The 22,345-nt window shown below is 72.2% G+C and carries 23 protein-coding genes, 2 pseudogenes and 1 riboswitch; of the genes and pseudogenes, 13 read left to right on the top strand and 12 right to left on the bottom strand.

Annotated elements, in window-relative coordinates; translation table 11 throughout:
- Positions 1 to 40: 40 nt before the first annotated feature.
- From ABZ576_RS18855 to ABZ576_RS18835, 5 genes and pseudogenes are all read right to left on the bottom strand, one after another.
- Positions 41 to 607: pseudogene (locus tag ABZ576_RS18855) on the bottom strand (RNA polymerase sigma factor); the annotation flags it as partial.
- 142 nt (positions 608 to 749) lie between these two features.
- On the bottom strand, positions 750 to 1,166 hold the full coding sequence (locus tag ABZ576_RS18850; protein WP_360741499.1) for a hypothetical protein: 417 nt from the start codon (positions 1,164 to 1,166) through the stop codon (positions 750 to 752).
- A gap of 249 nt (positions 1,167 to 1,415) precedes the next feature.
- Complete coding sequence (locus ABZ576_RS18845; protein WP_360741497.1) at positions 1,416 to 2,003, bottom strand: hypothetical protein; 588 nt, start codon at positions 2,001 to 2,003, stop codon at positions 1,416 to 1,418.
- A gap of 91 nt (positions 2,004 to 2,094) precedes the next feature.
- Positions 2,095 to 2,799: a DUF4328 domain-containing protein gene (locus tag ABZ576_RS18840; protein WP_360741495.1), complete on the bottom strand. Its 705-nt coding sequence runs from the start codon at positions 2,797 to 2,799 to the stop codon at positions 2,095 to 2,097.
- 128 nt (positions 2,800 to 2,927) lie between these two features.
- Complete coding sequence (locus tag ABZ576_RS18835; protein WP_360741559.1) at positions 2,928 to 4,556, bottom strand: glycoside hydrolase family 20 protein; 1,629 nt, start codon at positions 4,554 to 4,556, stop codon at positions 2,928 to 2,930.
- Positions 4,557 to 4,763: 207 nt separating this feature from the next.
- Here ABZ576_RS18835 and ABZ576_RS18830 point away from each other — a divergent pair, with 207 nt between their 5' ends.
- From ABZ576_RS18830 to ABZ576_RS18790, 9 genes are all read left to right on the top strand, one after another.
- Positions 4,764 to 5,312, top strand: a complete 549-nt coding sequence (locus tag ABZ576_RS18830; protein WP_360741493.1) for a 2-oxo-4-hydroxy-4-carboxy-5-ureidoimidazoline decarboxylase — start codon at positions 4,764 to 4,766, stop codon at positions 5,310 to 5,312.
- 191 nt (positions 5,313 to 5,503) lie between these two features.
- The gene (gene sdhC, locus ABZ576_RS18825; protein WP_360741491.1) at positions 5,504 to 5,884 is read left to right on the top strand and encodes a succinate dehydrogenase, cytochrome b556 subunit; all 381 of its coding nucleotides are present in this window, start codon (positions 5,504 to 5,506) and stop codon (positions 5,882 to 5,884) included.
- 5 nt (positions 5,885 to 5,889) lie between these two features.
- Positions 5,890 to 6,372, top strand: coding sequence for a succinate dehydrogenase hydrophobic membrane anchor subunit (locus ABZ576_RS18820; RefSeq protein ID WP_360741489.1), 483 nt, complete (start codon positions 5,890 to 5,892; stop codon positions 6,370 to 6,372).
- Between the two features lie 19 nt (positions 6,373 to 6,391).
- Complete coding sequence (gene sdhA / locus ABZ576_RS18815) at positions 6,392 to 8,146, top strand: succinate dehydrogenase flavoprotein subunit (RefSeq protein WP_360741487.1); 1,755 nt, start codon at positions 6,392 to 6,394, stop codon at positions 8,144 to 8,146.
- Positions 8,146 to 8,925, top strand: a complete 780-nt coding sequence (locus ABZ576_RS18810; RefSeq protein WP_360741485.1) for a succinate dehydrogenase iron-sulfur subunit — start codon at positions 8,146 to 8,148, stop codon at positions 8,923 to 8,925. Before sdhA ends, ABZ576_RS18810 begins: the two co-directional genes overlap by 1 nt.
- Before the next feature lie 207 nt (positions 8,926 to 9,132).
- Positions 9,133 to 9,543: a VOC family protein gene (locus tag ABZ576_RS18805; protein WP_360741483.1), complete on the top strand. Its 411-nt coding sequence runs from the start codon at positions 9,133 to 9,135 to the stop codon at positions 9,541 to 9,543.
- A gap of 83 nt (positions 9,544 to 9,626) precedes the next feature.
- Positions 9,627 to 10,034, top strand: coding sequence for a hypothetical protein (locus ABZ576_RS18800; RefSeq protein WP_360741481.1), 408 nt, complete (start codon positions 9,627 to 9,629; stop codon positions 10,032 to 10,034).
- Positions 10,031 to 10,549, top strand: a complete 519-nt coding sequence (locus ABZ576_RS18795; protein WP_360741479.1) for a DCC1-like thiol-disulfide oxidoreductase family protein — start codon at positions 10,031 to 10,033, stop codon at positions 10,547 to 10,549. The genes ABZ576_RS18800 and ABZ576_RS18795 overlap by 4 nt, the downstream gene beginning before the upstream one ends.
- An 11-nt stretch (positions 10,550 to 10,560) precedes the next feature.
- Positions 10,561 to 11,301 (top strand): TetR family transcriptional regulator, encoded by a 741-nt coding sequence (locus ABZ576_RS18790; protein WP_360741477.1) that lies wholly within the window; start codon positions 10,561 to 10,563, stop codon positions 11,299 to 11,301.
- Position 11,302: 1 nt separating this feature from the next.
- On the opposite strand, the gene ABZ576_RS18785 is transcribed toward ABZ576_RS18790, so the two are convergent.
- Complete coding sequence (locus ABZ576_RS18785; RefSeq protein WP_360741475.1) at positions 11,303 to 12,862, bottom strand: ABC transporter substrate-binding protein; 1,560 nt, start codon at positions 12,860 to 12,862, stop codon at positions 11,303 to 11,305.
- 195 nt (positions 12,863 to 13,057) lie between these two features.
- Positions 13,058 to 13,297, bottom strand: a complete 240-nt coding sequence (locus tag ABZ576_RS18780; protein ID WP_360741473.1) for a hypothetical protein — start codon at positions 13,295 to 13,297, stop codon at positions 13,058 to 13,060.
- 91 nt (positions 13,298 to 13,388) lie between these two features.
- On the opposite strand from ABZ576_RS18780, the gene ABZ576_RS18775 reads away from it, so the two are divergent.
- Complete coding sequence (locus tag ABZ576_RS18775) at positions 13,389 to 14,642, top strand: D-alanyl-D-alanine carboxypeptidase (protein ID WP_360741471.1); 1,254 nt, start codon at positions 13,389 to 13,391, stop codon at positions 14,640 to 14,642.
- On the opposite strand, the gene ABZ576_RS18770 is transcribed toward ABZ576_RS18775, so the two are convergent.
- Positions 14,590 to 15,498, bottom strand: a complete 909-nt coding sequence (locus tag ABZ576_RS18770; RefSeq protein ID WP_360741469.1) for a YihY/virulence factor BrkB family protein — start codon at positions 15,496 to 15,498, stop codon at positions 14,590 to 14,592. The two genes, ABZ576_RS18775 and ABZ576_RS18770, sit on opposite strands and share 53 nt — an antisense overlap.
- 85 nt (positions 15,499 to 15,583) lie before the next feature.
- Here ABZ576_RS18770 and ABZ576_RS18765 point away from each other — a divergent pair, with 85 nt between their 5' ends.
- Complete coding sequence (locus ABZ576_RS18765; RefSeq protein ID WP_360741467.1) at positions 15,584 to 16,348, top strand: decaprenylphospho-beta-D-erythro-pentofuranosid-2-ulose 2-reductase; 765 nt, start codon at positions 15,584 to 15,586, stop codon at positions 16,346 to 16,348.
- Positions 16,349 to 16,435: 87 nt separating this feature from the next.
- Here the strand turns inward: ABZ576_RS18765 and ABZ576_RS18760 are convergent, their stop codons facing one another.
- From ABZ576_RS18760 to ABZ576_RS18750, 3 genes are all read right to left on the bottom strand, one after another.
- Complete coding sequence (locus ABZ576_RS18760; RefSeq protein ID WP_360741465.1) at positions 16,436 to 17,017, bottom strand: 2'-5' RNA ligase family protein; 582 nt, start codon at positions 17,015 to 17,017, stop codon at positions 16,436 to 16,438.
- 137 nt (positions 17,018 to 17,154) lie between these two features.
- On the bottom strand, positions 17,155 to 18,168 hold the full coding sequence (gene trpS, locus ABZ576_RS18755) for a tryptophan--tRNA ligase (protein ID WP_360741463.1): 1,014 nt from the start codon (positions 18,166 to 18,168) through the stop codon (positions 17,155 to 17,157).
- 106 nt (positions 18,169 to 18,274) lie between these two features.
- Positions 18,275 to 19,729 (bottom strand): glycine hydroxymethyltransferase, encoded by a 1,455-nt coding sequence (locus ABZ576_RS18750; protein WP_360741461.1) that lies wholly within the window; start codon positions 19,727 to 19,729, stop codon positions 18,275 to 18,277.
- A 34-nt stretch (positions 19,730 to 19,763) separates the two neighbouring features.
- Positions 19,764 to 19,853: riboswitch (ZMP/ZTP riboswitch) on the bottom strand.
- 103 nt (positions 19,854 to 19,956) lie between these two features.
- On the opposite strand from ABZ576_RS18750, the gene rocD reads away from it, so the two are divergent.
- Positions 19,957 to 21,165 (top strand): ornithine--oxo-acid transaminase, encoded by a 1,209-nt coding sequence (rocD, locus tag ABZ576_RS18745; RefSeq protein ID WP_360741459.1) that lies wholly within the window; start codon positions 19,957 to 19,959, stop codon positions 21,163 to 21,165.
- Positions 21,166 to 21,168: 3 nt separating this feature from the next.
- Here the strand turns inward: rocD and ABZ576_RS18740 are convergent, their stop codons facing one another.
- Positions 21,169 to 21,630: a nuclear transport factor 2 family protein gene (locus ABZ576_RS18740; protein ID WP_360741457.1), complete on the bottom strand. Its 462-nt coding sequence runs from the start codon at positions 21,628 to 21,630 to the stop codon at positions 21,169 to 21,171.
- An 87-nt stretch (positions 21,631 to 21,717) separates the two neighbouring features.
- Between ABZ576_RS18740 and ABZ576_RS18735 the strand changes: the two are divergent.
- A pseudogene (locus ABZ576_RS18735) lies at positions 21,718 to 22,272 on the top strand (TetR/AcrR family transcriptional regulator); the annotation flags it as partial.
- Positions 22,273 to 22,345 lie beyond the last annotated feature (73 nt).

The raw sequence follows: 22,345 nt of genomic DNA, 5'->3' as shown, positions 1-22,345 counted from the left end.
CCGCCACCCCGTCGGGGTGCGCGGCACCGGGTCCGGGCGCGCCGAGCCGGCGGGCGAGGCGGCGCAGCCCCCGGTACGCGGCCGTGCGGACCGCTCCCGGGCGCTTGCCGAGGACGCGGGCGGCGGCCGGGCCGTCGAGGCCGACGACCACCCGGAGCAGCACCGCCTCGGCCTGGTCCCGGGGCAGCGCACGCAGCAGCTCCAGCGCGCGCTCGGTGGAGAGCGACTCCAGGGCCTGGTCGTGGGTGCTGTGCCGGCCGGGCAGCTCAAGGGCGTCCTGTCCGAGCCGCGCCGCCCGGGGCCGTACCCGCTGCCGGCGCAGGTGGTCCAGGGCGCGGTTCCGGGCGATGGCCGCGGTCCAGCCGCGGAACCCGGCGCCGTCTCCCTCGAAGCGCCCGAGATCGCGGGCTATCTCCAGCCAGGCCTCGGAGGCGACGTCCTCCGCGTCCTCGCCGACCAGGCCCCGCAGGTAGCCGAGCAGGCCGGGATGCACGATCCGGTACGCCACCGCGAACGCGGCCTCGTCACCTTCCTGGGCCCGCGCGACGGCCGCGCCCAGCTCCCCGTCCCGCGGCTGCGGGCGGCGGGCTTGCCCTCCCTGGCCCAAGACCGTCCTCGTTCGTACCGAGTTCCTGGCCACCGCGTGGCGCTTCCCTCACGATGCGACACGCTCCGGCCGTGTCGGTCGCCCTCCACGATCACCAGCGCCGGCCCGGACGGAAGTGTCACAGCCGGACGGGCCCGACCGGTCAGCGCGCGGCGGTGGCGTCCCGGCACAGCAGCCGGAGGGAACCGGTGCCGCCGTAGCAGCGGCGGGCCTCCTCGATGGGGTCCCACAGCCGGCCGTCGGGGGTGCGCACCCAGTGGTCGCCGCCGGTCGCCCACCACTCGGCGCCGGTCTGCCGGACGATCACCTCGCCGGCGTAGGCGCCGAAGCCGCGCAGCACGTTCTCGACGGCCTCGTACGGCGGCTGCTCGCGGCGTATCTCCTCGATCATCCGGTCCACCCGCCACAGGCTCTGCGCCGAGTAGTCGAGCCGCACCCGCGCGCCCTCGCGCATGGTCGCCACCGCGTCCGCCGCCCACCGCGCGGGCTTCGCCGCGGCGTGCGGCCGGGTGTCCTGCTGCGCTGTCCCGTACGGCGTCGTCCCGTACCGCGCTGTCACTTGGGCTGTCAGTTCGGCTGTCACATAGGGAAGAGCGAGCCGGGGCGGGGTTTCGTCACTGGGTTCCGGACCGTTTCACCGACGCTCCGCCAACCGTCGCAGGACCGCCCCACCTCCCCCGCCGCAAGAGCACAGGCCCGCCCCGCGCGCCAGGTCCCCGGGGAGATCGAGAAGCCCCTCCCACCCGGCTCTCCCGCAAGGAGCACGAGGCCTCTCACACTCCGGTTCCCCGCACGAGCACGGGTCCCCTCACGCCCCCGCCTCCGCCGCGCTGCGTGCCCGGCGGGAGACCACCGCGCGCAGCACCCGGCGTCCCTCCACCGACACCTCCAGTGCGCGGCGCAGCCCCTGCGCGCCGTAGTCGGCGAGGAGTTCCAGGACCGCGGCCTGGCGGCGCAGCTCGGCGGCGACGAGCGGGGGCAGCTCCGCGGCGTCGCCCGCGCGCCCGGCGTCGATGCCGGCCGCCGCCGGGGTGCCGTCCGCGACCGGGGTGCCGTCGGCGGCCGGGTCGAGCAGCCGGTGGACGCGGAGCGAGGCGACCGAGCAGGCGTCGGCCCACGGCCGTACCGCGTCGGCGGTGCGCTCGGCCGGGGCCGCCTCCAGCATGCGCAGGGCGAGCCGCGCGGCCTCGTCGTCGGCGCGGCCGGCGACGTCCAGCGTGTCGCGGGCCCGGGCCAGGCTCCCGGCCCAGTCGGAGCCGTCGGCGAGGCTCGCCCACAGCGGACGCAGCAGCTCGTCGTCGCCGCCGAGCAAGGGCAGGCACCGATCCAAACAAGCCAGGCCGCTGGCCGCCAGTCCGCGCTCGTCGGCCTGTGCGATCAGTTCCACCAGGCTCATGAATGCCTCCCTTGCCAGGGCGCCGACCGGTACGGAGCCCGCACTTCCCCTTACTGCGTGCAACGGCGCGGGAGTGTCACAGCTACGGTTTTCAGCCAAGCACCGGGACCGGCAGCTCGCCGGAGAACACCTTTCGTTCCTGCATCCGGGTCAGCCGCAGGACCACGACGGCGGCCAGGACGGCGGGGACGATGTCGAGCGCGTCGGAGAACAGCATCACCTTGGCGGCCTCGCGCAGTTCCTCCGCCGTCTCGGCGCGCCGGGAGACGGTGTCCGCGTACCGGCCCACGAAGAGGTCGGCGATCCACAGCGTCCACCAGGCGTTGACCGGTGTGTGCCCGGACCGCTCGCCCCAGGGGGCGCTGGCGTCCCAGCTGTCGGCGACGATCCGGCGCGGGAACCACAGGTTCACGATCGGGCAGAACCAGGCGCCGATGGTCCAGCCGCGCTTCATCCGGTGCCCGGCGGCGTCGAACACCTCGGCGTTCACCCTGATCCGCCACAGCCAGCACAGGTAGACGATGCCCGTGGCCACCAGCGCGACGCCCTGGGCGATGCCGGCGACGCCGTAGAGGGTGTCCGCGCGGTCGGCCCGGTCGACCACGTCCGCACCGACGAGGCCCTCGGCGATGTCGCCGGTGACGTCCACCTCCAGCAGGTCGGCGTAGCAGGCGAACAGGTCGGCCGCGACGGCGAGCCCGAGCAGGGCCACCACGGCCCGGCCGAGCGCGGCCGGCGAGCGCAGCCGGGGCCCGGCCGGGACGACGTACGGCGGTGCGGGCACGGGTGAGGTCATGACGAGGTTCCCCCGAAGAGGTGCAGGGCCCGGGAAGGGCGGAGTGAGAGTGGCGCGCGGCTCTCCCCGAACCGGGCGCGTGATCACCGGAACATACGGTCGGGGGCCGCCGTACGTCCATTCGGTTGTCAGTCCAGCCGGTCCGCCAGCCTGGCGAAGTCGGCCCAGGACAGTGCGGGCCTGCCCGGATCCCACAGTTTCTGCACGGTGGCGCGCAGCGGCATCCGGATGCCGGCGGCGACCTGCGCCGGCGTCTGGGCGTTCGCCAGGTCGCACCACACCGCGAACGTGCCGCCGAGGATCTGCCCGTCGTAGCGCGCCGGGACGGCGGCCGTGCCGCGCAGCACCCGTGGGTTCCACTGCTCGTAGATCCGCTGCCCGGTCGGGTAGACGAAGGTCTGCGGCTGACCGAGGACGTAGTAGAGGAACTCGTCGTTGTAGTTGATCACTTCGCGGCCGGCGTCGAGGTACTCGGCCGGCTGCCGGGCGCCGATCTCCTTGCCGGTCCAGTAGGCGACCTGGAGATTCTTGTCGGGCTGTACGGAGGTGCCGCGCAGGAAGCCGTCGTTCCAGGCCCGGACGGTCCGGTCGTGGGCGCGGACGGTGGCGGCGCGGTCGTCGAGCCAGCCGGTGGTGAGGTCGGCGACGGTGCCGCCGGAGCCGTACCGCTGCCGGGCGGCGGCCGCCAGCTGCGGGTAGGAGGCCTGCGGGTCGGCCACGGTCAGCGCCTGGTACTCGTCGCCGCCGAGGTGCCACCGGCCGCCGGTGAAGAGCCCGGCGTACTCGTCGAGCAGGTCGTCGACGAGCTTCGCGGAGGCGTCCTGGGAGATGTCGATCGCGCCCCGCGTCGGGACGCCGCCGGCGTTGCGCAGCTGGAGGTCGGGGTGGGCGGCGAGGACCGCGCCCAGGTGGCCGGGCGAGTCGATCTCGGGGACGACGGTGATGTGCCGGCTGTCCGCCAGGTCCAGGATCCGCTTGACCTGCGCCTTGGTCAGGTGGTCCGGGGAGACGATCTCGGGGTGGCTGGTGGACTCGATCCGGAACGCCTGGTCGTCGGAGAAGTGCAGCCCCAGCTCGTTGTACTTCAGGTCCCCCAGCTCGCGTATCCGGTCCTCGATCCAGGAGGCGGGGAACGGTTTGCGCGCGATGTCGAGCATGAACCCGCGCACCGGCTTGGCCGGCTGGTCCCGTACGACGCCCTCGGGCGCGGTGCCCCCGCCGCGCACCTCCTGCTTGAGCGTCCGGGTGCCGTAGAAGACCCCCGCCTCGCCGGGCCCGCTGATGTCGACCCGCCCGTCCCGGACGGTCATGGTGTACGACTCCTGGTCCCCGCCCCCGCCGCCGAGCGCGAGCCGCACGTCGCCCGCCCGCACGTCGTCCTTCTCCCCCGCGTACGCCAGCCCCAGCTCCCCGGCTATCAGCCGTCCCTCGTCGGCGAGGGCGGCGTCGCGCACCACCACCCGCCCGCCCTGGTGCGGCTGCCAGCCGGGGCCGCGCGCCGGGGTGTGGGAGCGCACCGCGGGTATGGTGCGCGGCGCCTGCGAGAGCGGGTAGGACCGGCTCGGGCTGGGACTGGCCGACGGCGTGCCCTCCGCAGCCCGTTCGGCGCCGGTGCCGGGCACCCGGCCGGACGACGACTGCCGGGCGCCGCCCGGCGGCGTCCGCCCGCCCCCGTCCGAGGAGGCCCACACGCCGACGCCCGTGCCGAGCGCGACCGTCCCGACGAACGCGGCCGCCACCACGGCCCGCTTCCGCATCACCTGTCGCGCCGGTGCCCGGCGCCTGCGCCTGTGCTGGGTCACCCTGCCAACGTACGACCGTTCCACCGTTCATCCGTCACCCGAGCGGCCCGAAACTCTTCCGTTCGGGTGAAATTCCGGTATCCCCCGGACACACCATGACCACTCTCGATAACCTGACGACACACCTTTCACAGCTTTCACGCATCCCCTGCCACGCCACATGTGACGCGAGGACCCACGCTGCCCGCCCACCGTCTCCCGTATCTCCCCACGCCTCTCGACACCTTCAACGCCGCACCCGCCGACGAGGCGCGCGCCCTCCTCCTGCACTGCCTGCGCAGCCTGCGCTGGGCCCACCGGATCGCCGACCACCGTCCCTACCCGGATCCGGACGCCCTGCTGGCCGCGGCGGACGAGGCGGCGTACGACCTCTCGCCGGCCGACCTGGCCGAGGCCCTGGCGGGCGAGTCGCTGCCCGAGCTCCCCGAGGACACGTACTCGGCCGCCCACATGGCCCTGGCCGCAGCCCGCGCGGCCTACGAGGCCCGCTTCGGCCACGCGTTCGTCATCTACCCGGGCGACGTGCCGGCGGACGAGGTCATCGACCACATCCTCCAGGCGATCCGGTCACGATTGACCAACGATCCGGAGGAGGAGCGGGTCATCGCGGCGGAGGAGCTGCGGCGCCTCGCGAGGGGGCGGCTCATGGGTCTGCTCCGCGGCGCGGGCAACCGCGCGACCAGCCCAAACGTGCCCGTATCCGGCAAATGACCGCCGAACCCGCCCCGGCGGCCCCACCCGCTAGCCCAACCGCGTGCCACTTTGATCACACCGGTAGGCCCCCCGTAAGGCAGAGCGCGGCGCCTCGCTACGATGCTGGGGGCCGGTGGACCGTACCCGGCCGGGCCCGACCGACAGTGAAGCCGGCGCGGCCCTAGTCCCCGCTCCCGGAGGGTTCTTCCGTGCCGGCTGGAACGCTGTACCGCGGCCGGGAAGGAATGTGGTCCTGGGTGGCTCACCGAGTCACCGGCGTCCTCATCTTCTTCTTCCTGTTCGTTCACGTGCTGGACACCGCTCTCGTGCGTGTCTCCCCCGAGGACTACGACAAGGTCGTAGCCACGTACAAGACGCCGATCGTCGCGCTGCTGGAGTACGGCCTCGTCGCCGCCATCCTCTTCCACGCGCTCAACGGTCTGCGCGTCATCGCCGTCGACTTCTGGTCGAAGGGCCCGCGCTACCAGAAGCAGATGTTCTGGACCGTGATGGGCGTCTGGATCGTCCTCATGGCGGGTGCGGTCTACCCCGTCCTCGGCCACGCCGCTCGTGTCCTGTTCGGGAGCTGACGCCCATGTCCACGACTGAAACCACCGCGTCCGGAGTCGGCCCCGTCGAGGGCGCCCCCCTCTACGACGTCGACAACCCGGCCCCGCTGATCGAGGCGCCCCGCAAGCGCACCAAGAAGACCCCGAAGTCGACCCGGGGCAACTTCGAGCTGGCGGCCTGGCTCTTCATGCGCCTGTCCGGCGTCGTGCTGGTCGTCCTGGTCATCGGCCACCTGCTGATCCAGCTCGTGCTGGACGGCGGTGTCTCCAAGATCGGCTTCGCCTTCGTGGCCGGCCGCTGGGCGTCCCCGTTCTGGCAGGTCTGGGACCTGCTGATGCTGTGGCTGGCGATGCTGCACGGCGCCAACGGCCTGCGCACCGTCATCAACGACTACGCGGAGCGCCCGAACAGCCGCCTGTGGCTGAAGGCGCTGCTGTACACCGCCACGGTGTTCACCATCCTGCTGGGCACGCTGGTGATCTTCACCTTCGACCCGAACATCCGCTAGGCACGGGGCTGCGAGAATCATGAAGATCCACAAGTACGACACCGTCATCGTCGGCGCCGGCGGCGCGGGCATGCGCGCCGCCATCGAGGCGACGAAGCGCAGCCGCACCGCGGTCCTGACCAAGCTCTACCCCACCCGCTCCCACACGGGCGCCGCGCAGGGCGGCATGGCCGCAGCGCTGGCGAACGTGGAGGAGGACAACTGGGAGTGGCACACCTTCGACACGGTCAAGGGCGGTGACTACCTGGTCGACCAGGACGCCGCCGAGATCCTGGCGAAGGAGGCCATCGACGCCGTCCTCGACCTGGAGAAGATGGGTCTGCCGTTCAACCGGACCCCGAACGGCACCATCGACCAGCGCCGCTTCGGCGGCCACAGCCGCAACCACGGCGAGGCCCCGGTCCGCCGGTCCTGCTACGCCGCGGACCGCACCGGCCACATGATCCTCCAGACGCTGTACCAGAACTGCGTCAAGGAGGGCGTGGAGTTCTTCAACGAGTTCTACGTCCTGGACCAGCTGATCACCGAGGTCGACGGCGTCAAGAAGTCGGCCGGTGTCGTCGCGTACGAGCTGGCCACCGGTGAGATCCACGTCTTCCAGGCGAAGGCCGTCATCTACGCCTCCGGCGGCTGCGGCAAGTTCTTCAAGGTGACCTCCAACGCGCACACCCTCACCGGTGACGGCCAGGCCGCCGTCTACCGCCGGGGCCTGCCGCTGGAGGACATGGAGTTCTTCCAGTTCCACCCGACCGGCATCTGGCGCATGGGCATCCTGCTCACCGAGGGTGCCCGCGGCGAGGGCGGCATCCTGCGCAACAAGGACGGCGAGCGCTTCATGGAGAAGTACGCTCCCGTCATGAAGGACCTGGCGTCGCGTGACGTCGTGTCCCGCTCCATCTACACGGAGATCCGCGAGGGCCGCGGCTGCGGTCCCGAGGGCGACCACGTGTACCTGGACCTCACCCACCTGCCGCCGGAGCAGCTGGACGCCAAGCTCCCGGACATCACCGAGTTCGCGCGGACCTACCTCGGCATCGAGCCCTACACGGACCCGATCCCGATCCAGCCGACCGCGCACTACGCGATGGGCGGCATCCCGACCAACGTCGAGGGTGAGGTCCTGGCGGACAACACCACCGTCGTCCCGGGCCTGTACGCGGCCGGCGAGGTCGCCTGCGTCTCCGTGCACGGTGCCAACCGCCTGGGCACCAACTCGCTGCTGGACATCAACGTCTTCGGCCGCCGCGCGGGCATCGCCGCCGCCGAGTACTCGGCGAAGGCCGGCTACGTCGAGCTGCCGGAGGACCCGGCGTCGCTCGTCGTCGAGCAGATCGAGCGGCTGCGCACCTCCACCGGCAACGAGCGGGTGGCCACGCTGCGCCGCGAGCTGCAGGAGACCATGGACGCCAACGTCATGGTGTTCCGCACGGAGCAGACGATCAAGACGGCGGTCGAGAAGATCGCCGAGCTCAAGGAGCGCTACAAGAACGTGGCGATCCAGGACAAGGGCAAGCGGTTCAACACGGACCTCCTGGAGGCGATCGAGCTGGGCAACCTGCTCGACCTGGCCGAGGTCATGGCCGTCTCGGCGCTGGCCCGCAAGGAGTCCCGCGGCGGTCACTACCGCGAGGACTACCCGAACCGCGACGACGTCAACTTCATGCGCCACACCATGGCGTACCGCGAGGTCGGCGCCGACGGCTCGGAAACCGTCCGTCTCGACTACAAGCCGGTCGTCCAGACCCGCTACCAGCCGATGGAGCGTAAGTACTGATGGCTACCCCTGTTCTGGACAAGGCGGACGCGGCCGGCCAGCCCGAGCCCGGCTTCGCCGACTCCCCCTACATCACGGTCACCTTCCGCGTCCGCCGGTTCAACCCGGAGGTCGCGGCGGAGGCCGCCTGGGAAGACTTCCAGCTGGAGATCGACCCCAAGGAGCGGGTCCTCGACGGCCTCCACAAGATCAAGTGGGACCTCGACGGCACCCTCACCTTCCGCCGGTCGTGCGCGCACGGCATCTGCGGCTCGGACGCGATGCGGATCAACGGCAAGAACCGCCTCGCCTGCAAGACGCTGATCAAGGACATCAACCCCGAGAAGCCGATCACGATCGAGCCCATCAAGGGCCTGACGGTCCTGAAGGACCTGGTCGTGGACATGGAGCCGTTCTTCCAGGCGTACCGGGACGTCATGCCGTTCCTGGTCACCAAGGAGACGAACGAGCCGACCCGTGAGCGCCTCCAGTCCGCCGAGGACCGCGAGCGTTTCGACGACACCACCAAGTGCATCCTGTGCGCCGCGTGCACGTCGTCCTGCCCGGTGTTCTGGAACGACGGCCAGTACTTCGGTCCGGCCGCGATCGTGAACGCCCACCGCTTCATCTTCGACAGCCGGGACGAGGCGGGCGAGCAGCGCCTGGAGATCCTCAACGACCGCGACGGCGTCTGGCGCTGCCGTACGACCTTCAACTGCACGGACGCCTGCCCGCGCGGCATCGAGGTCACGAAGGCGATCCAGGAGGTCAAGCGCGCGCTCATCACGCGTCGCTACTGATCCGCCGGACGCCTGCGGCACGTCGGGCCCCGTCCCCCGGTCACGCACCGGGGGGCGGGGCCCTCGCCGTACGGCCACCCCGCGCCACCGTCGGTCCGGACCCGTCCCGCCCGCGGTGAGCCACGGACGGGACCGCCGCCGAGCCCCACCGGGAACCTTCCGGTGGGGCTCCTCGCATCTGGGCACGAGGACTCCTAATCTGACGACATGTCAGACGAAGAGTCGTACGAACTGCTCGGGTTCGACAACGTACTGCTCCCCGTCGGGAACCTGGCGGAGGCCCTCGGGTTCTACGAGCGGGCCGGTTTCAGCGTGGGCTTCCGGTTCGACGAGGCCGGGATCGCGCTGCTGAAGGTCGGCGGGGAGACACCCGGGATCCTGCTGCGCGCCGACGAGGAGCTCGGCCACCGGACGCCGCCGTGGCCCTCGCCGCGCGTCTGGCTGGAGGTGCCGGACGCGCGGGCGGCGGCGCGCAGGCTGGCGGCCGCCGGCATCGCGCCGCTGGACGAGGTGTTCCAGGTGGCCACCGGCTGGACCGTGGAGATCGCCGACCCGTGGGGGAACGTCATCGGCTTCACGGACTACACCAAGCGCCCGGCGCTGGGCCGCAGGGGCTGACCCACCCCCGGTTGAACGCGTTCAAAAATGGGTCTAGAGTCATCCCTGTCAGCGTTTTGAACGCGTTCAAGAAGGGGTGGGGCATGGACCGCACCGTCATCGCCTACGTCATCTACCTGGCCGTCAGCATCGCGCTGACCGTCTGGGTGGCCCGCACGCTCAGCCGCAACGGCCGGATCTTCCTCGCCGACGTGCTGCGCGGCAACGAGAAGCTGGCGGACGCCGTCAACCACCTCCTGGTGGTCGGCTTCTACCTGGTCAACCTCGGCTTCGTGGCGCTGTACCTGGGGGACGACGAGACGATCGAGGACACCCGCGGCATCTTCGAGGCCCTGTCGACCAAGCTCGGCGTGGTCCTGCTGGTGCTCGGCGTGATGCACCTGGGCAACGTGTACGTGCTCAACCGGATCCGCCGGCGCGGGGTCATGGACCGGGAGCAGCTGCCCCCGGTCACCCCGCAGGAGTGGATCGCTCCGACGGCCGGGGCGTGACCGCCGTGACCACCGTGACCACCACGGAGGGCCGGGGCGCCGCGAGCGCCCCGGTCCGCGGGCTGACCCTCCTGTACGACGCCGAGTGCGCCCTGTGCCGGCACCTGGGCACCTGGCTGGCGCGGCAGCCGCAGCTCGTGCCGCTGAGGCTGGTGGCGGCGGGCTCCGCGGAAGCCCGCGCCCGCTTCCCCGGGCTCGGTCACCCCGCCGGCCTGGACGAGATCACCGTCGTCGGCGACTCCGGGCAGGTCTACCGGGGCCCGCGCGCCTGGATCGTCGTCCTGTGGGCCCTGCGCGCGCACCGCCCGCTGGCCCACCGGCTCGCCACCCCGGCCGGCGCCGGGCTGGCCCGCGGGGCCGTCCTCGCCGCCGCGAAGTGGCGCGAGGGGCAGTGGCGGGGAACGCAGTGGGGCGGCCAGGCGTACCGGCGGGCCGACGGCTGGTGCTACCACCCGCGCTCGGGCTGGACCTACGAGCCGCCGTCCTGCTCCGGCACCGCCCCCGCCAGTCGTTAGGCTCTTCTACCGTGCCCGCGAAGAACGACGGCCCCGAGGCGGCCGGCCCCCAGAGCAGCAAGTCCGAGCAGACCCGTGCGCTGATCCTGGAGACCGCGATGCGGTTGTTCCAGGAGCGCGGGTACGACAAGACGACGATGCGGGCCATCGCCAAGGAGGCCGGGGTCTCCGTCGGCAACGCCTACTACTACTTCGAGGGCAAGGAACACCTGATCCAGGGCTTCTACGACCGGATCGCCGCCGAGCACCAGGCGGCGGTCCGGGAGGTCCTGGACCGGGAGACCGACCTGGAGGCCCGGCTCGCGGGCGTGCTGACCGCGTGGCTGGACATCGCCCGGCCGTACCACGAGTTCGCGGTCCAGTTCTTCAAGAACGCCGCCGACCCCGACAGCCCGCTCAGCCCCTTCTCGCCGGAGAGCGAGCACGCGCGCGAGCAGGCGATCAGCGTGCACCGGGAGGTCCTGGCCGGCTCGAAGTCCAAGGTGGCCCCCGAACTGCGGGACGTCCTGCCGGAGTTGATGTGGCTGTCCCAGATGGGACTGGTCCTGTACTGGATCTTCGACCGCACGGAGGACCGGGAGCGCAGCTACCGCCTGGCCCGGCGCGGCGCCCGTCTCACCGCCCGCGGGGTGTCCCTGGCCCGCTTCCGCGTCCTGCGGCCGCTGGTGCTGGAGGTCCACGAGCTGTTCACGGACTTCCTGCCCGGCATGACGAGGGTGCTGCCGGATCCGGGGCGCGGGCGGGACGAGTGACTCAGATCCAGTCCAGCCGCCACAGCCGCAACACGCCCGTGCCGTCCGTCAGGTACTGACCGCCGACCACGTCGTCGGTGCTGACCACGTAGTCCTTGCGCTGCCACAGCGGGAGCAGCGGAACGTCCCGGGCCACGGCCTTCTGGATCTCCCGGAAGTCCTTGGCGGCCCGCCCGCGGTCGGCGAACTGCCTGCTGTCCAGGACGAGGTGGTCGACCAGCTTGTTGCGGTAGCCGGTGTTCATGGTGGAGCCGGTGCCGACGAGCGGGGCGCCGAAGGTGTCGGGGTCGGGATAGTCGGCCACCCAGCCGACCGCCCACGCGTCCAGCTTCCCGGCGGCCCACTGCCGCTGGAAGTCGGTCCACTCGTAGCCCTTGACGTCGACCTCGAACATGCCGGTCGCCTCCAGCTGCTTCTCCAGCTCCGCGGCCTCCTCGGCCCCCGCGCCCCGGCCGGTGCCGTAGCCGAGGGAGAAGCGCACCGGCAGGTCCGCCCCGGCCTCGGTGAGCAGCTCGCGCGCCTTGCGGGTGCTCGGCTTCGGGTAGGCGTCGAAGAACGACGTGGTGTGGCCGGTGATGCCGGTCGGGATGAGCGAGTAGAGCGGGTCGACGGTGCCCTGGTAGACCTCGGCGGCCAGCCGCTCGCGGTCGACCAGCCAGGCCAGCGCCCGGCGCACCCGCACGTCGTGCAGCGGGGAGCGGGAGCGGGTGTCGAGGTACAGGTTGCGGGTCTCGGAGCTGTCGGCCTCGGTGACGCGCTGCCCCGGGTCGCCCGGGTTCAGCGCGGAGAGCACCCGCGGCGGCAGCGTGCGGGTGGCGACGTCGATCCGCCGGGCCTTCCAGGCGCGGTCGAGCGCGGCGGAGTCGGCGTAGTAGCGCAGCTCGACCGGCCGGCCGATGCGGGTCAGCCGGCCCCGGTAGTGCTTGTTGGGGGTGAGCTCGGCCTTCTCGCCCTCGGTGTACGCCGTCAGCCGGTAGGGCCCGGTGCCGTCGGCGGCGGCGTCCGTGCGCAGGGCGTCGGCCGGGTACTTCTCCTTGTCCACGAGGGAGCCGGCGCCGGTGGCGATCTTCAGCGGGAAGGTGGCGTCCGAGGAGGACAGGTGGAAGGTGACGGTGTCCGGGCCATCGGCGCTCACCGAGGCGAGCGTGTCGAACAGGGACGCCGGGCCGAGGTCGGAGTCGATTGCCTTGACCCGGTCGAAGGAGTACTTCACGTCCTCGGCCGTCAGGGCGCGCCCGCTCGGGAAGGTGATGCCGGGGCGGAGCGTGCACCGGTACGTCCTCAGGCCGCTGCCCTGGAACGCACAGCCCGTCGCCGCGTCCGGGACCGGCTCGACCCCGCCCGGATCGAACGTCAGCAAGGTCTGGAACACGTTGCCGAACAGCGCCCAGGATCCGGAGTCGTAGGCTCCGGCCGGGTCCAGTGCGGTGATGCCGTCGGTCGTGCCGACGGTGACGGCGCGGTTCTCGTTCCCCTGCGACGGCAGTAACTGCCAGCCGCCGATCCCCGCGACGGCGAGTACGAGCAGCGTCACGAGAATCCGCATGCGAACAGATCGCATGGTGGTGCCCTCCCCGGGCCCGTCGAGGCCCTACCCCTGGCCCAGCACGACTCCGTCACTCCCCCAAGTGACGCGGCTCACCTAACCACACGGCTTTCGCCGGGGGGAAGGGCTTTCTGACCAGAGCCGGAAGAACGTGCCGAGACACCGTTCCTCCCGGTTTTCACGGCTCGTTCACGACCCGGGGCCTTGTGGCTATGACCTCCGGCGCAGTGCGCGCAGGCCGCGCAACCCGATGACCCCGATGACCGTCCCCAATACGAAGGAAACGACCGCCAGCAGCAGGTGCACCCAGAAGTACGCGGTCGGGTGACCGTCGTCGAAGGCGAGTCCGCTGCTGTCCTTGACGAGGTTCTTGACGAAAGTGACCCAGATGACCCAGCTCCACACCCCGAAGGCGAGCAGGAACCAGGAGACGGGGCGGCTGAGCTTCATAGGGCCAGTATCGCCGTTCCGGGTGCGGTGCCGGGCCGGGGGTGGGGCCGGAAGTGGGACTCCGCGGTCCGGTGCCGGTACGTTCTCGACCGTGCCCGCACCGAAGAAGACCGGCCGGCGATCGCTGCTGGTGGCCTCCGCCACCCTGCTGTCCCTGTCCGTCACCGCGCCTGCCGCCCTCGCCGACCCGTCCCCCTCGGCCTCGGCCTCGGCGAGCCCCACGGCCACACCCCCGGCCGTCATGTCGACCGTGGGCGGCGCCCGGCTCGGCCGGCCCGGCACCCAGGTCGACCTCGCGCCCGGGGTCCCGGTGCTGCCCAAGGACCTCACCGCCCGCTCCTGGATCGTCTCCGACGCCGAGTCGGGGCAGGTGCTCGCCTCCCACAACGCGCACTGGCCGCTGCCCCCGGCGAGCACCCTGAAGATGCTGTTCGCCGACACCGTGCTGCCGCGCTTCCCCAAGGGCACCCGGCACAAGGTGGCCGCGCCGGAGCTCAAGGGCATGGGCGCGGGCTCCAGCGTGGTCGGGATAGCGGAGGGCCGCACCTACACCGTCCACGACCTGTGGCTCGGGGTCTTCCTGCGCTCGGGCAACGACGCCGTGCGCGTGCTGTCCGCGATGAACGGCGGCATCGGGCAGACCGTCCGGGACATGCAGGACCACGCCAAGGAGCTCCAGGCCCTGGACACGCGCGTGGTCTCGCCCGACGGCTACGACGCGCCGGGGCAGGTGTCGTCGGCGTACGACCTGACGCTCATCGCCCGCTCCGGGCTGCAGAAGAAGGACTTCCGCGACTACAGCTCGACGGTGCGGGCGAAGTTCGGGTCGGCGGAGATCCGGAACACCAACCGGCTGCTGAGCGGCGACACCGACGTGCCGGTCTACCCGGGCATCGCGGGCGTGAAGAACGGCAACACGACGAACGCGGGCGCCACCTTCACCGCGGTCGCCGAGCGCGGCGGCAAGGTCCTGCTGGTCACGGTCATGAACCCGGAGAAGCACGAGCACAACGAGGTCTACAAGGAGACCGCCAAGCTGCTCGACTGGGGCTTCCAGGCGGTCGGCAAGGTCCGTCCGGTGGGTGAGCTGGTGCCGCCGAGGAGCGCCGTGCCGGCCACCGCCGAACCGGACGGCGGCGCGTCCACCGAGCCGGGCGGCGGCGCGTCCGCCGGCGGGCCGGGCGCGAGGGCGGCGGCGAGCGCCGGCACCGGGTCGGGCACCGGCGGCATGGGGATCGCCCTGGCCGTCGCGGGCGGACTGCTGGTGCTGCTCGGGGGCGGGGCCTTCCTGGTCAACCGACGCTGGCCGCTGCCGGACCTGATGCGTCGTCGGACCCGTTCCTGAGCTCGGCCTCCTTGCTGCGGGTCGCCGTCCAGGAGGCGCAGAACAGCACGATCTTGGCGGTGAAGTTGATCCACAGCAGCAGCGCCACGGGGACCCCGAAGGCGCCGTACATGCTCTTCGCCGCGATGCCCTGGATGTAGCCGCTGAGGAGCAGCTTCAGCAGTTCGAAGCCGATCGCGCCGAGCAGCGCGGCGACCAGCAGACGGCGGCGGGGCGGCTCGACCCCGGGCAGCAGGGTCAGCACGTAGAGCAGGACCAGGAAGTCGGCGAGCACGGCGACGGCGAACGCGGCGATCCGCAGCAGCACGCTGCCCCAGCCGTGTTCGTCCAGGCCGAACCGCCCGGACAGCCAGCCGACGGCGGCCGAGGCGAGGGTGGACGTGGCGAGCGTGACCAGCAGGGCGCCGCCGAGCCCCAGCAATATGCCGGCGTCCTTGGCCTTGGTGACGACCGGGTTCTCCTCCTGGTCCGGCAGCTCCCACACCGCGCGCAGGCAGTCCCGCGTCTGACCGACCCAGCCGATGCCCGTCAACAGCAGTACGGCGCCCGCGATGACGCCGACCGTGCCGGCGTTCTGCACCAGGGAGGTGAGGTCCAGCTGGTCGGACAGGCCCGGGAACTGGTCGGCGATGCGGTGTTCGACCGTCTTCTGGCGGTCCGGGCTGAGGGTGGCGGCGGTGATGGCGGCGGCCACCGTCAGCAGCGGGAACAGGGCCACGAAACTGACGAAGGTCATGGCCGCGGCCAGCCGGGTCCACTTCACCCGGTCCAGGCGCTCGTAGGACCGCCACGCGTGGGTGGCCGTCAGCCGGGTGACGATCGGCCCGATGCCGGGCAGCTTCTTCAGCCAGTCCATGGTCCGACTGTGCCCGCTGTGCGGGAGCGTCAACACCGCGTTTCTTCGCCGAAACGGTCATATACGGGCTATACGGTCAGCTGTCATGAAGGATGCCACGCCACCGCCCACCACCCTGCCCCGGTCCCTGCTCGTCCTCGGCGGCACGTCCGAGATCGCGCTGGCCACCGCGCGCCGGCTGATCGCCCGCCGCGCCCGGACGGTGTGGCTGGCGGGCCGCCCCTCACTCGCGCTGGAGAACGCCGCCGGCGGCCTGCGGGCGCTCGGCGCGGACGTCCGCACCGTCGCCTTCGACGCGCTCGACCCCGAGTCCCACGAGACGGTCCTCGGCAAGGTCTTCGCCGAGGGCGCCGTCGACATGGTGCTGCTCGCCTTCGGCATCCTCGGCGACCAGGCGCACGACGAACGCGATCCGGTCCGCGCGGTCCAGGTGGCCCGCACCAACTACACCGGGGCCGTCTCGGCGGGCCTGGTCGCCGGCCGCGAACTCCAGGCGCAGGGCCACGGCGCGCTCGTCGTCCTGTCCTCCGCCGCCGCCGAACGCGCGAGGCGCACCGACTTCATCTACGGCTCCAGCAAGGCCGGGCTCGACGCCTTCGCCCAGGGCCTCGGCGACGCCCTGCACGGCACCGGCGTGCACGTCATGGTCGTACGCCCCGGCACCGTGCGGACACGGAAGACGGCCGGACGGCGCCGGACGCCGCTCGCCACCACCCCGGAGGCGGTCGCCGCGGCCGTCGAACTGGGCCTGCGCAGGCGGTCGGAGACGGTCTGGGTGCCGGCAGCGCTCCGCCCGGTGCTGTCGGTCCTGCGGCACCTCCCGCGGGCGGTCTTCCGCCGGCTGGGCTGAGCCGGCCCGGGAGCGCGGGGCGCCGGGCCACGGCCGGACGACGGCCCCCGGCGGCCCCGGCCGGGCGGCTGCGGCGGGCTCAGGACGTCAGGGCGCGACCCGCGGAGCATACGCGTCCGCGTGACCGGCCTGCGGCGGTACGACGGTTCCCCCGAAGGTGTACTCGCGCAGCTTGCGCCAGACGCCGTCGGCGCCCTGCTCGTACAGCGCGAAACCGGTGCACGGCCACTCGGCGTCGAAGCCCGCGAGCTCCTCGAAGGCGCGGTCCATCGCCGCCTCGTCGATGCCGTGCGCGACCGTGACGTGCGGGTGGTACGGGAACTGGAGCTCGCGCGCCACCGGGCCGGAGGCGTCGCGGACCCGCTGCTGGAGCCGGGTGCACGCCTCCGCGCCCTGGACGACCCGGACGTAGACCACCGGTGACAGGGGGCGGAAGGTGCCGGTGCCGGACAGCCGCATCGGGAACGGCCGGCCGGCCGCGGCGACCTCGGTGAGGTGCGCCTCGACCGCCGGCAGGTCGGCCTCGTCCACCTCGGTCGGCGGCAGCAGCGTGACATGGGTGGGGATACCGTGAGCCGCGGCGTCGCCGAAGCCCGCGCGCCGCTCCTGGAGCAGGCTGCCGTGAGGCTCCGGAACCGCGATCGACACGCCGATCGTTACGGTCCCCACGTCGTCTCCTGTCGTCACGTCTGTTGTGTTCTCAGTCGTCCGGGTATCGACTGTACGGCTATGCGTGTCCTGTGGGCAGGCGCAGCGGAAGTGATGTGCAGCGCTCTGCCCGCGCGGACCCGTGTGGTCGTACGCCCTCAGTGCTTCGCGGGGAGGAAGCCCACGCGGTCGTACGCCTGCGCGAGGGTCTCGGCGGCGACGGCGCGCGCCTTCTCGGCGCCCTTGGCGAGGATCGCGTCGAGCGTCTCGGAGTCGTCCAGGTACTGCTGGGTGCGCTCGCGGAACGGCGTCACGAACTCGACCATGACCTCGGCGAGGTCGGTCTTGAGCGCGCCGTACATCTTGCCCTCGTAGTCCCGCTCCAGCTCGGCGACCGGCCTGCCGGTCAGCGTGGAGTAGACGGTGAGCAGGTTGGAGACGCCCGGCTTGTTCTCGGGGTCGAAGCGGATCACCGTGTCGGTGTCGGTGACCGCGCTCTTGACCTTCTTGGCCGTCGTCCTGGGCTCGTCCAGGAGGTTGATCAGGCCCTTCGGCGTCGACGCCGACTTGCTCATCTTGATCGACGGGTCCTGGAGGTCGTAGATCTTCGCCGTCTCCTTGAGGATGTACGGCTTGGGGACGGTGAAGGTCTGTCCGTACCGGCCGTTGAAGCGCTCGGCGAGGTCGCGGGTCAGCTCGATGTGCTGGCGCTGGTCCTCGCCGACCGGCACCTCGTTGGCCTGGTACAGCAGGATGTCCGCGACCTGGAGGATCGGGTAGGTGAACAGGCCGACGGAGGCCCGGTCGGCGCCCTGCTTGGCGGACTTGTCCTTGAACTGGGTCATGCGGCTGGCCTCGCCGAAGCCGGTGAGGCAGGTCATGACCCAGGCCAGCTGGGCGTGCTCGGGGACGTGGCTCTGCACGAAGAGCGTGCAGCGGTCCGGGTCCAGGCCGGCGGCCAGCAGCTGCGCGGCGGCGAGCCGGGTGTTGGCCCGCAGCTCCTCGGGGTCCTGCGGGACCGTGATCGCGTGCAGGTCGACGACCATGTAGAACGCGTCGTGGGTCTCCTGGAGGGCCACCCACTGGCGGACGGCGCCGAGGTAGTTGCCGAGGTGGAACGAGCCGGCGGTGGGCTGGATGCCGGAGAGCACGCGAGGTCGGTCATTCGCCATGCTCTCTATTCTCTCAGAGAGCACAGTGGGTTCGGTGCGTGGGGAACTGCGGACCGTGGCGGGGCTGGTCGCGCAGTTCCCCGCGCCCGTCGAACCGAGGGGCGCTTCAGCCGAGGTCGACTTCCGGGTACAGCGGGAAGCCGGCCACCAGGTCCGTCGCCCGCTGGGAGATCTCCTCGGCCACCTTCTCGTCCAGGACGTGGGCCGCCTTGGACGGGGCGCCCGACTTGGTGGTGCCCGGCTCGGTGGTGGTCAGCACGCGGTCGATCAGGCCCGCCACCTCGTCCATCTCCGCCGTGCCCAGCCCGCGGGTGGTGAGGGCGGGGGTGCCGACGCGGATGCCGGAGGTGTACCAGGCGCCGTTCGGGTCGGCCGGGATGGCGTTGCGGTTGGTGACGATGCCCGAGTCGAGCAGGGCCGCCTCGGCCTGACGGCCGGTGAGGCCGTAGGAGCCGGCGACGTCGATGAGGTTGAGGTGGTTGTCCGTGCCGCCGGTGACCAGGGTGGCGCCACGGCGCATCAGGCCCTCGGCGAGGGCGCGGGAGTTGTCGACGATGCGCCGGGCGTAGTCCTGGAAGGCGGGCTGCCGGGCCTCGGCGAGGGCGACGGCCTTGGCGGCCATGACGTGCGGGAGCGGGCCGCCGAGGACCATCGGGCAGCCGCGGTCGACCTGGTCCTTGAGGGAGTCGTCGCACAGGACCATGCCGCCGCGCGGGCCGCGCAGCGACTTGTGGGTGGTGGTGGTGACGATCTGGGCGTGCGGGACCGGGTCGAAGTCGCCGGTGAGGACCTTGCCCGCGACCAGGCCGGCGAAGTGGGCCATGTCGACCATGAGCGTGGCGCCGACCTCGTCCGCGATCTCGCGCATGATCCGGAAGTTCACCAGACGGGGGTACGCGGAGTAGCCGGCGACGATGATCAGCGGCTTGAACTCGCGGGCCTGGGCGCGCAGGGCCTCGTAGTCGATGAGGCCGGTGGCCGGGTCGGTGCCGTAGGAGCGCTGGTCGAACATCTTGCCGGAGATGTTCGGGCGGAAGCCGTGGGTGAGGTGGCCGCCGGCGTCCAGGGACATGCCGAGCATGCGCTGGTTGCCGAAGGCGCGGCGCAGCTCGGCCCAGTCGGCCTCGGTGAGGTCGTTGACCTGGCGGGCGCCGGTCTTCTCCAGGAAGGGCACCTCGACGCGGTCGGCGAGGACGGCCCAGAAGGCGACCAGGTTGGCGTCGATGCCGGAGTGCGGCTGGACGTAGGCGTGGCGGGCGCCGAAGAGCTCGCGGGCGTGCTCGGCGGCGAGGGCCTCGACGGTGTCGACGTTGCGGCAGCCGGCGTAGAAGCGGCGGCCGACCGTGCCCTCGGCGTACTTGTCGCTGAACCAGTTGCCCATCGCGAGCAGGGTCGCCGGGGAGGCGTAGTTCTCCGAGGCGATCAGCTTGAGCATCTCGCGCTGGTCGGCGACCTCCTGGCCGATGGCGTCGGCGACCCGGGGCTCGACGGCCCGGATGACGTCGAGCGCGGCGCGGAAGGCCGTGGACTCGGTGGAGAGGGGGGCGGAATTCTCGGGCATCGGGAAACCTCCGGACGGCGTGCGTACAGCGTTCACGTTCGGCCCAGGCGCACGGCACTCTTTCCCGCTCGGGCCGCTCCCTGATGGTCCGTCCCATCCCAGCGCGCCAGTCACGGCCCGCTGATCAGCCTACCGGGCGCGCCGCGCGGCACAGATCCCGCGTCCACCATCCGAGCGAGGATAGGAAGGAGGTCACCGTCGAGTCAGAGTCGTCTCCGGGAGAGGCCGTGACCGCTGCGAAAGACCTCATCGCCACCGCCGACGCGCACTGCGCGCCCACCTACGACCCGCTGCCGGTCGTGATCGCCACCGGCGAGGGGGCGTGGCTGACGGACGTGGGGGGACGGCGGTACCTGGATCTGCTGGCCGGCTACTCGGCGCTGAACTTCGGGCACGGCAACCGGCGGCTGGTCGAGGCGGCCCGGCGGCAGCTGGACCGGGTGACGCTGACCTCCCGCGCCGTCCACCACGACCGGTTCGCGGCGTTCTGCCGTGAGCTGGCGGAGCTGTGCGGTATGGAGATGGTGCTGCCCGCGAGCACGGGCGCGGAGGCGGTGGAGAGCGCGGTGAAGACGGCCCGGAAGTGGGGCTACCGGGTCAAGGGCGTGCCCGCGGAGATGGCGAAGATCGTGGTGGCGGGCGGCAACTTCCACGGCCGTACGACGACGATCATCAGCTTCTCGACCGACCCGGAGGCGCGGGCGGACTACGGGCCCTACACACCCGGGTTCGAGATCGTGCCGTACGGCGACCTGACGGCGATGCGGGCGGCGCTCACCGAGAACACCGTCGCCGTGCTGCTGGAGCCGATCCAGGGCGAGTCGGGGGTGATCGTGCCGCCGGCCGGTTATCTGGCCGGGGTGCGGGAGCTGACGCGCGAGCGGAACGTCCTCTTCGTCGCCGACGAGATCCAGTCGGGGCTCGGCCGGACCGGGCGGACCTTCGCGTGCGAGCACGAGGGGGTCGTGCCGGACGTGTACCTGCTGGGCAAGGCGCTGGGCGGCGGGATCGTGCCGGTGTCGGCGGTGGTGTCGAGCGCGGCGGTGCTCGGGGTGTTCCGGCCGGGCGAGCACGGGTCGACGTTCGGCGGGAATCCGCTGGCCTGCGCGGTGGCGCTGGAGGTGATCGCGATGCTGCGCACCGGGGAGCACCAGGCGCGGGCGGCCGAGCTGGGCGAGCGGCTGCACCGGCGGCTGGGCGAGCTGTCCGCGGCGGGCCGGGTGACGGCGGCGCGCGGGCGCGGGCTGTGGGCCGCGGTGGACGTCCCCCGGGCGGCCGGCACCGGGCGGCAGGTCTCCGAGCGTCTGCTGGCCCGCGGGGTCCTGGTCAAGGACACCCACGGGTCCACGGTCCGGATCGCGCCCCCGCTGGTGATCGGCGAGCAGGACCTGGACTGGGGGGTGGAGCAGCTGGGGGCGGTGCTGGAGGGTGCCTAGCCGTCAGCGCAGGGGGAGGCCGGTGGTGTGCTCGTCGGCGCCGCGGGGGCCGAAGATGCGCCGCTCGGTCGCATCGATGGCGACGTCGTCGATGCTCGCCTCGCGGCGGCGCATCAGGCCGTGCGCGTCGAACTCCCACAGCTCGTTGCCGTAGGAGCGCCACCACCGGCCGTCGGCGTCGCGGCACTCGTACTGGAAGCGGACGGCGATCCGGTCGTCGTGGAAGCTCCAGAGGTCCTTGCGCAGCGCGTAGTCACGCTCGCGCCGCCACTTCTCGGTCAGGAAGGCGACGATCTCCTCCCGGCCCGTGATGAACCGGTCGCGGTTGCGCCAGACGGAGTCCGGGGTGTAGGCGAGCGCCACCCGGTGGGGGTCGCGGGTGTTCCAGGCGTCCTCGGCGGCCTGCACCTTCCGGCGGGCGGTTTCCAGGGTGAACGGCGGATACGGCGGGCGGTCTTCGGTCACGGCGGCCTCCTCGTATCGAGAACGAGCGTTCTCGATCTGCTGCGACTAAGGTAGAGAACGAACGTTCTCAGCGTCAAGGAGACCCGGATGCCGGCCCCGATCACCGAAGAGCAGCACCGCCTGGACCGCGAAGCGCTCCTGGACGCGGCCGAGGCGCTGTTCTACGCGCACGGCATCCAGGCGGTCGGCATGGACCGGGTCCGCGAGGTCTCCGGCCTGCCGCTGAAGCGGATCTACCGGCTCTTCGCGACCAAGGAGGACCTCGTGGTCGCCATGCTCCGGCGGCGCGACCGGCGCTGGCGCGAGAGCCTGGCCGCCCACGTGGAGAGCGTCCCGGATCCCCGCGCCCGCGTCCTCGCCGTCTTCGACTGGCTCGCCGCCTGGTTCGCGGAGCCCGGCTTCCGCGGCTGCGCCTGGATCAACGCCCACGGCGAGCTGGGCTCGTCGTCCGAGCCGGTCCTCGCCGAGGTACGGCTCCACAAGCGGGCCTTCCGGGACCAGCTCACGGCCTGGGTGCGCGCCACCGGCGCACCGGTGGCCGAGGCGGTGTTCCTGCTCGCCGAGGGCGCCATCGTCACGGCCGGCATCAACGGCGACCCGGCGCCGGCCGGTCAGGCGCGGGCGGCGGCGGAGAGACTGCTCGAAGCCGCGGGTCCCACGGTGCCACCGGGACGGTCCGCGCGGCGCAGCGAGGCGGCGGACCCGCTCCCGCGCG

The sequence above is a fragment of the Streptomyces sp. NPDC013455 genome (assembly GCF_040632975.1).
In the GTDB taxonomy this organism is placed as follows: Bacteria; Actinomycetota; Actinomycetes; order Streptomycetales; family Streptomycetaceae; genus Streptomyces.
This window is presented reverse-complemented; position numbering and strand designations above follow the sequence as displayed.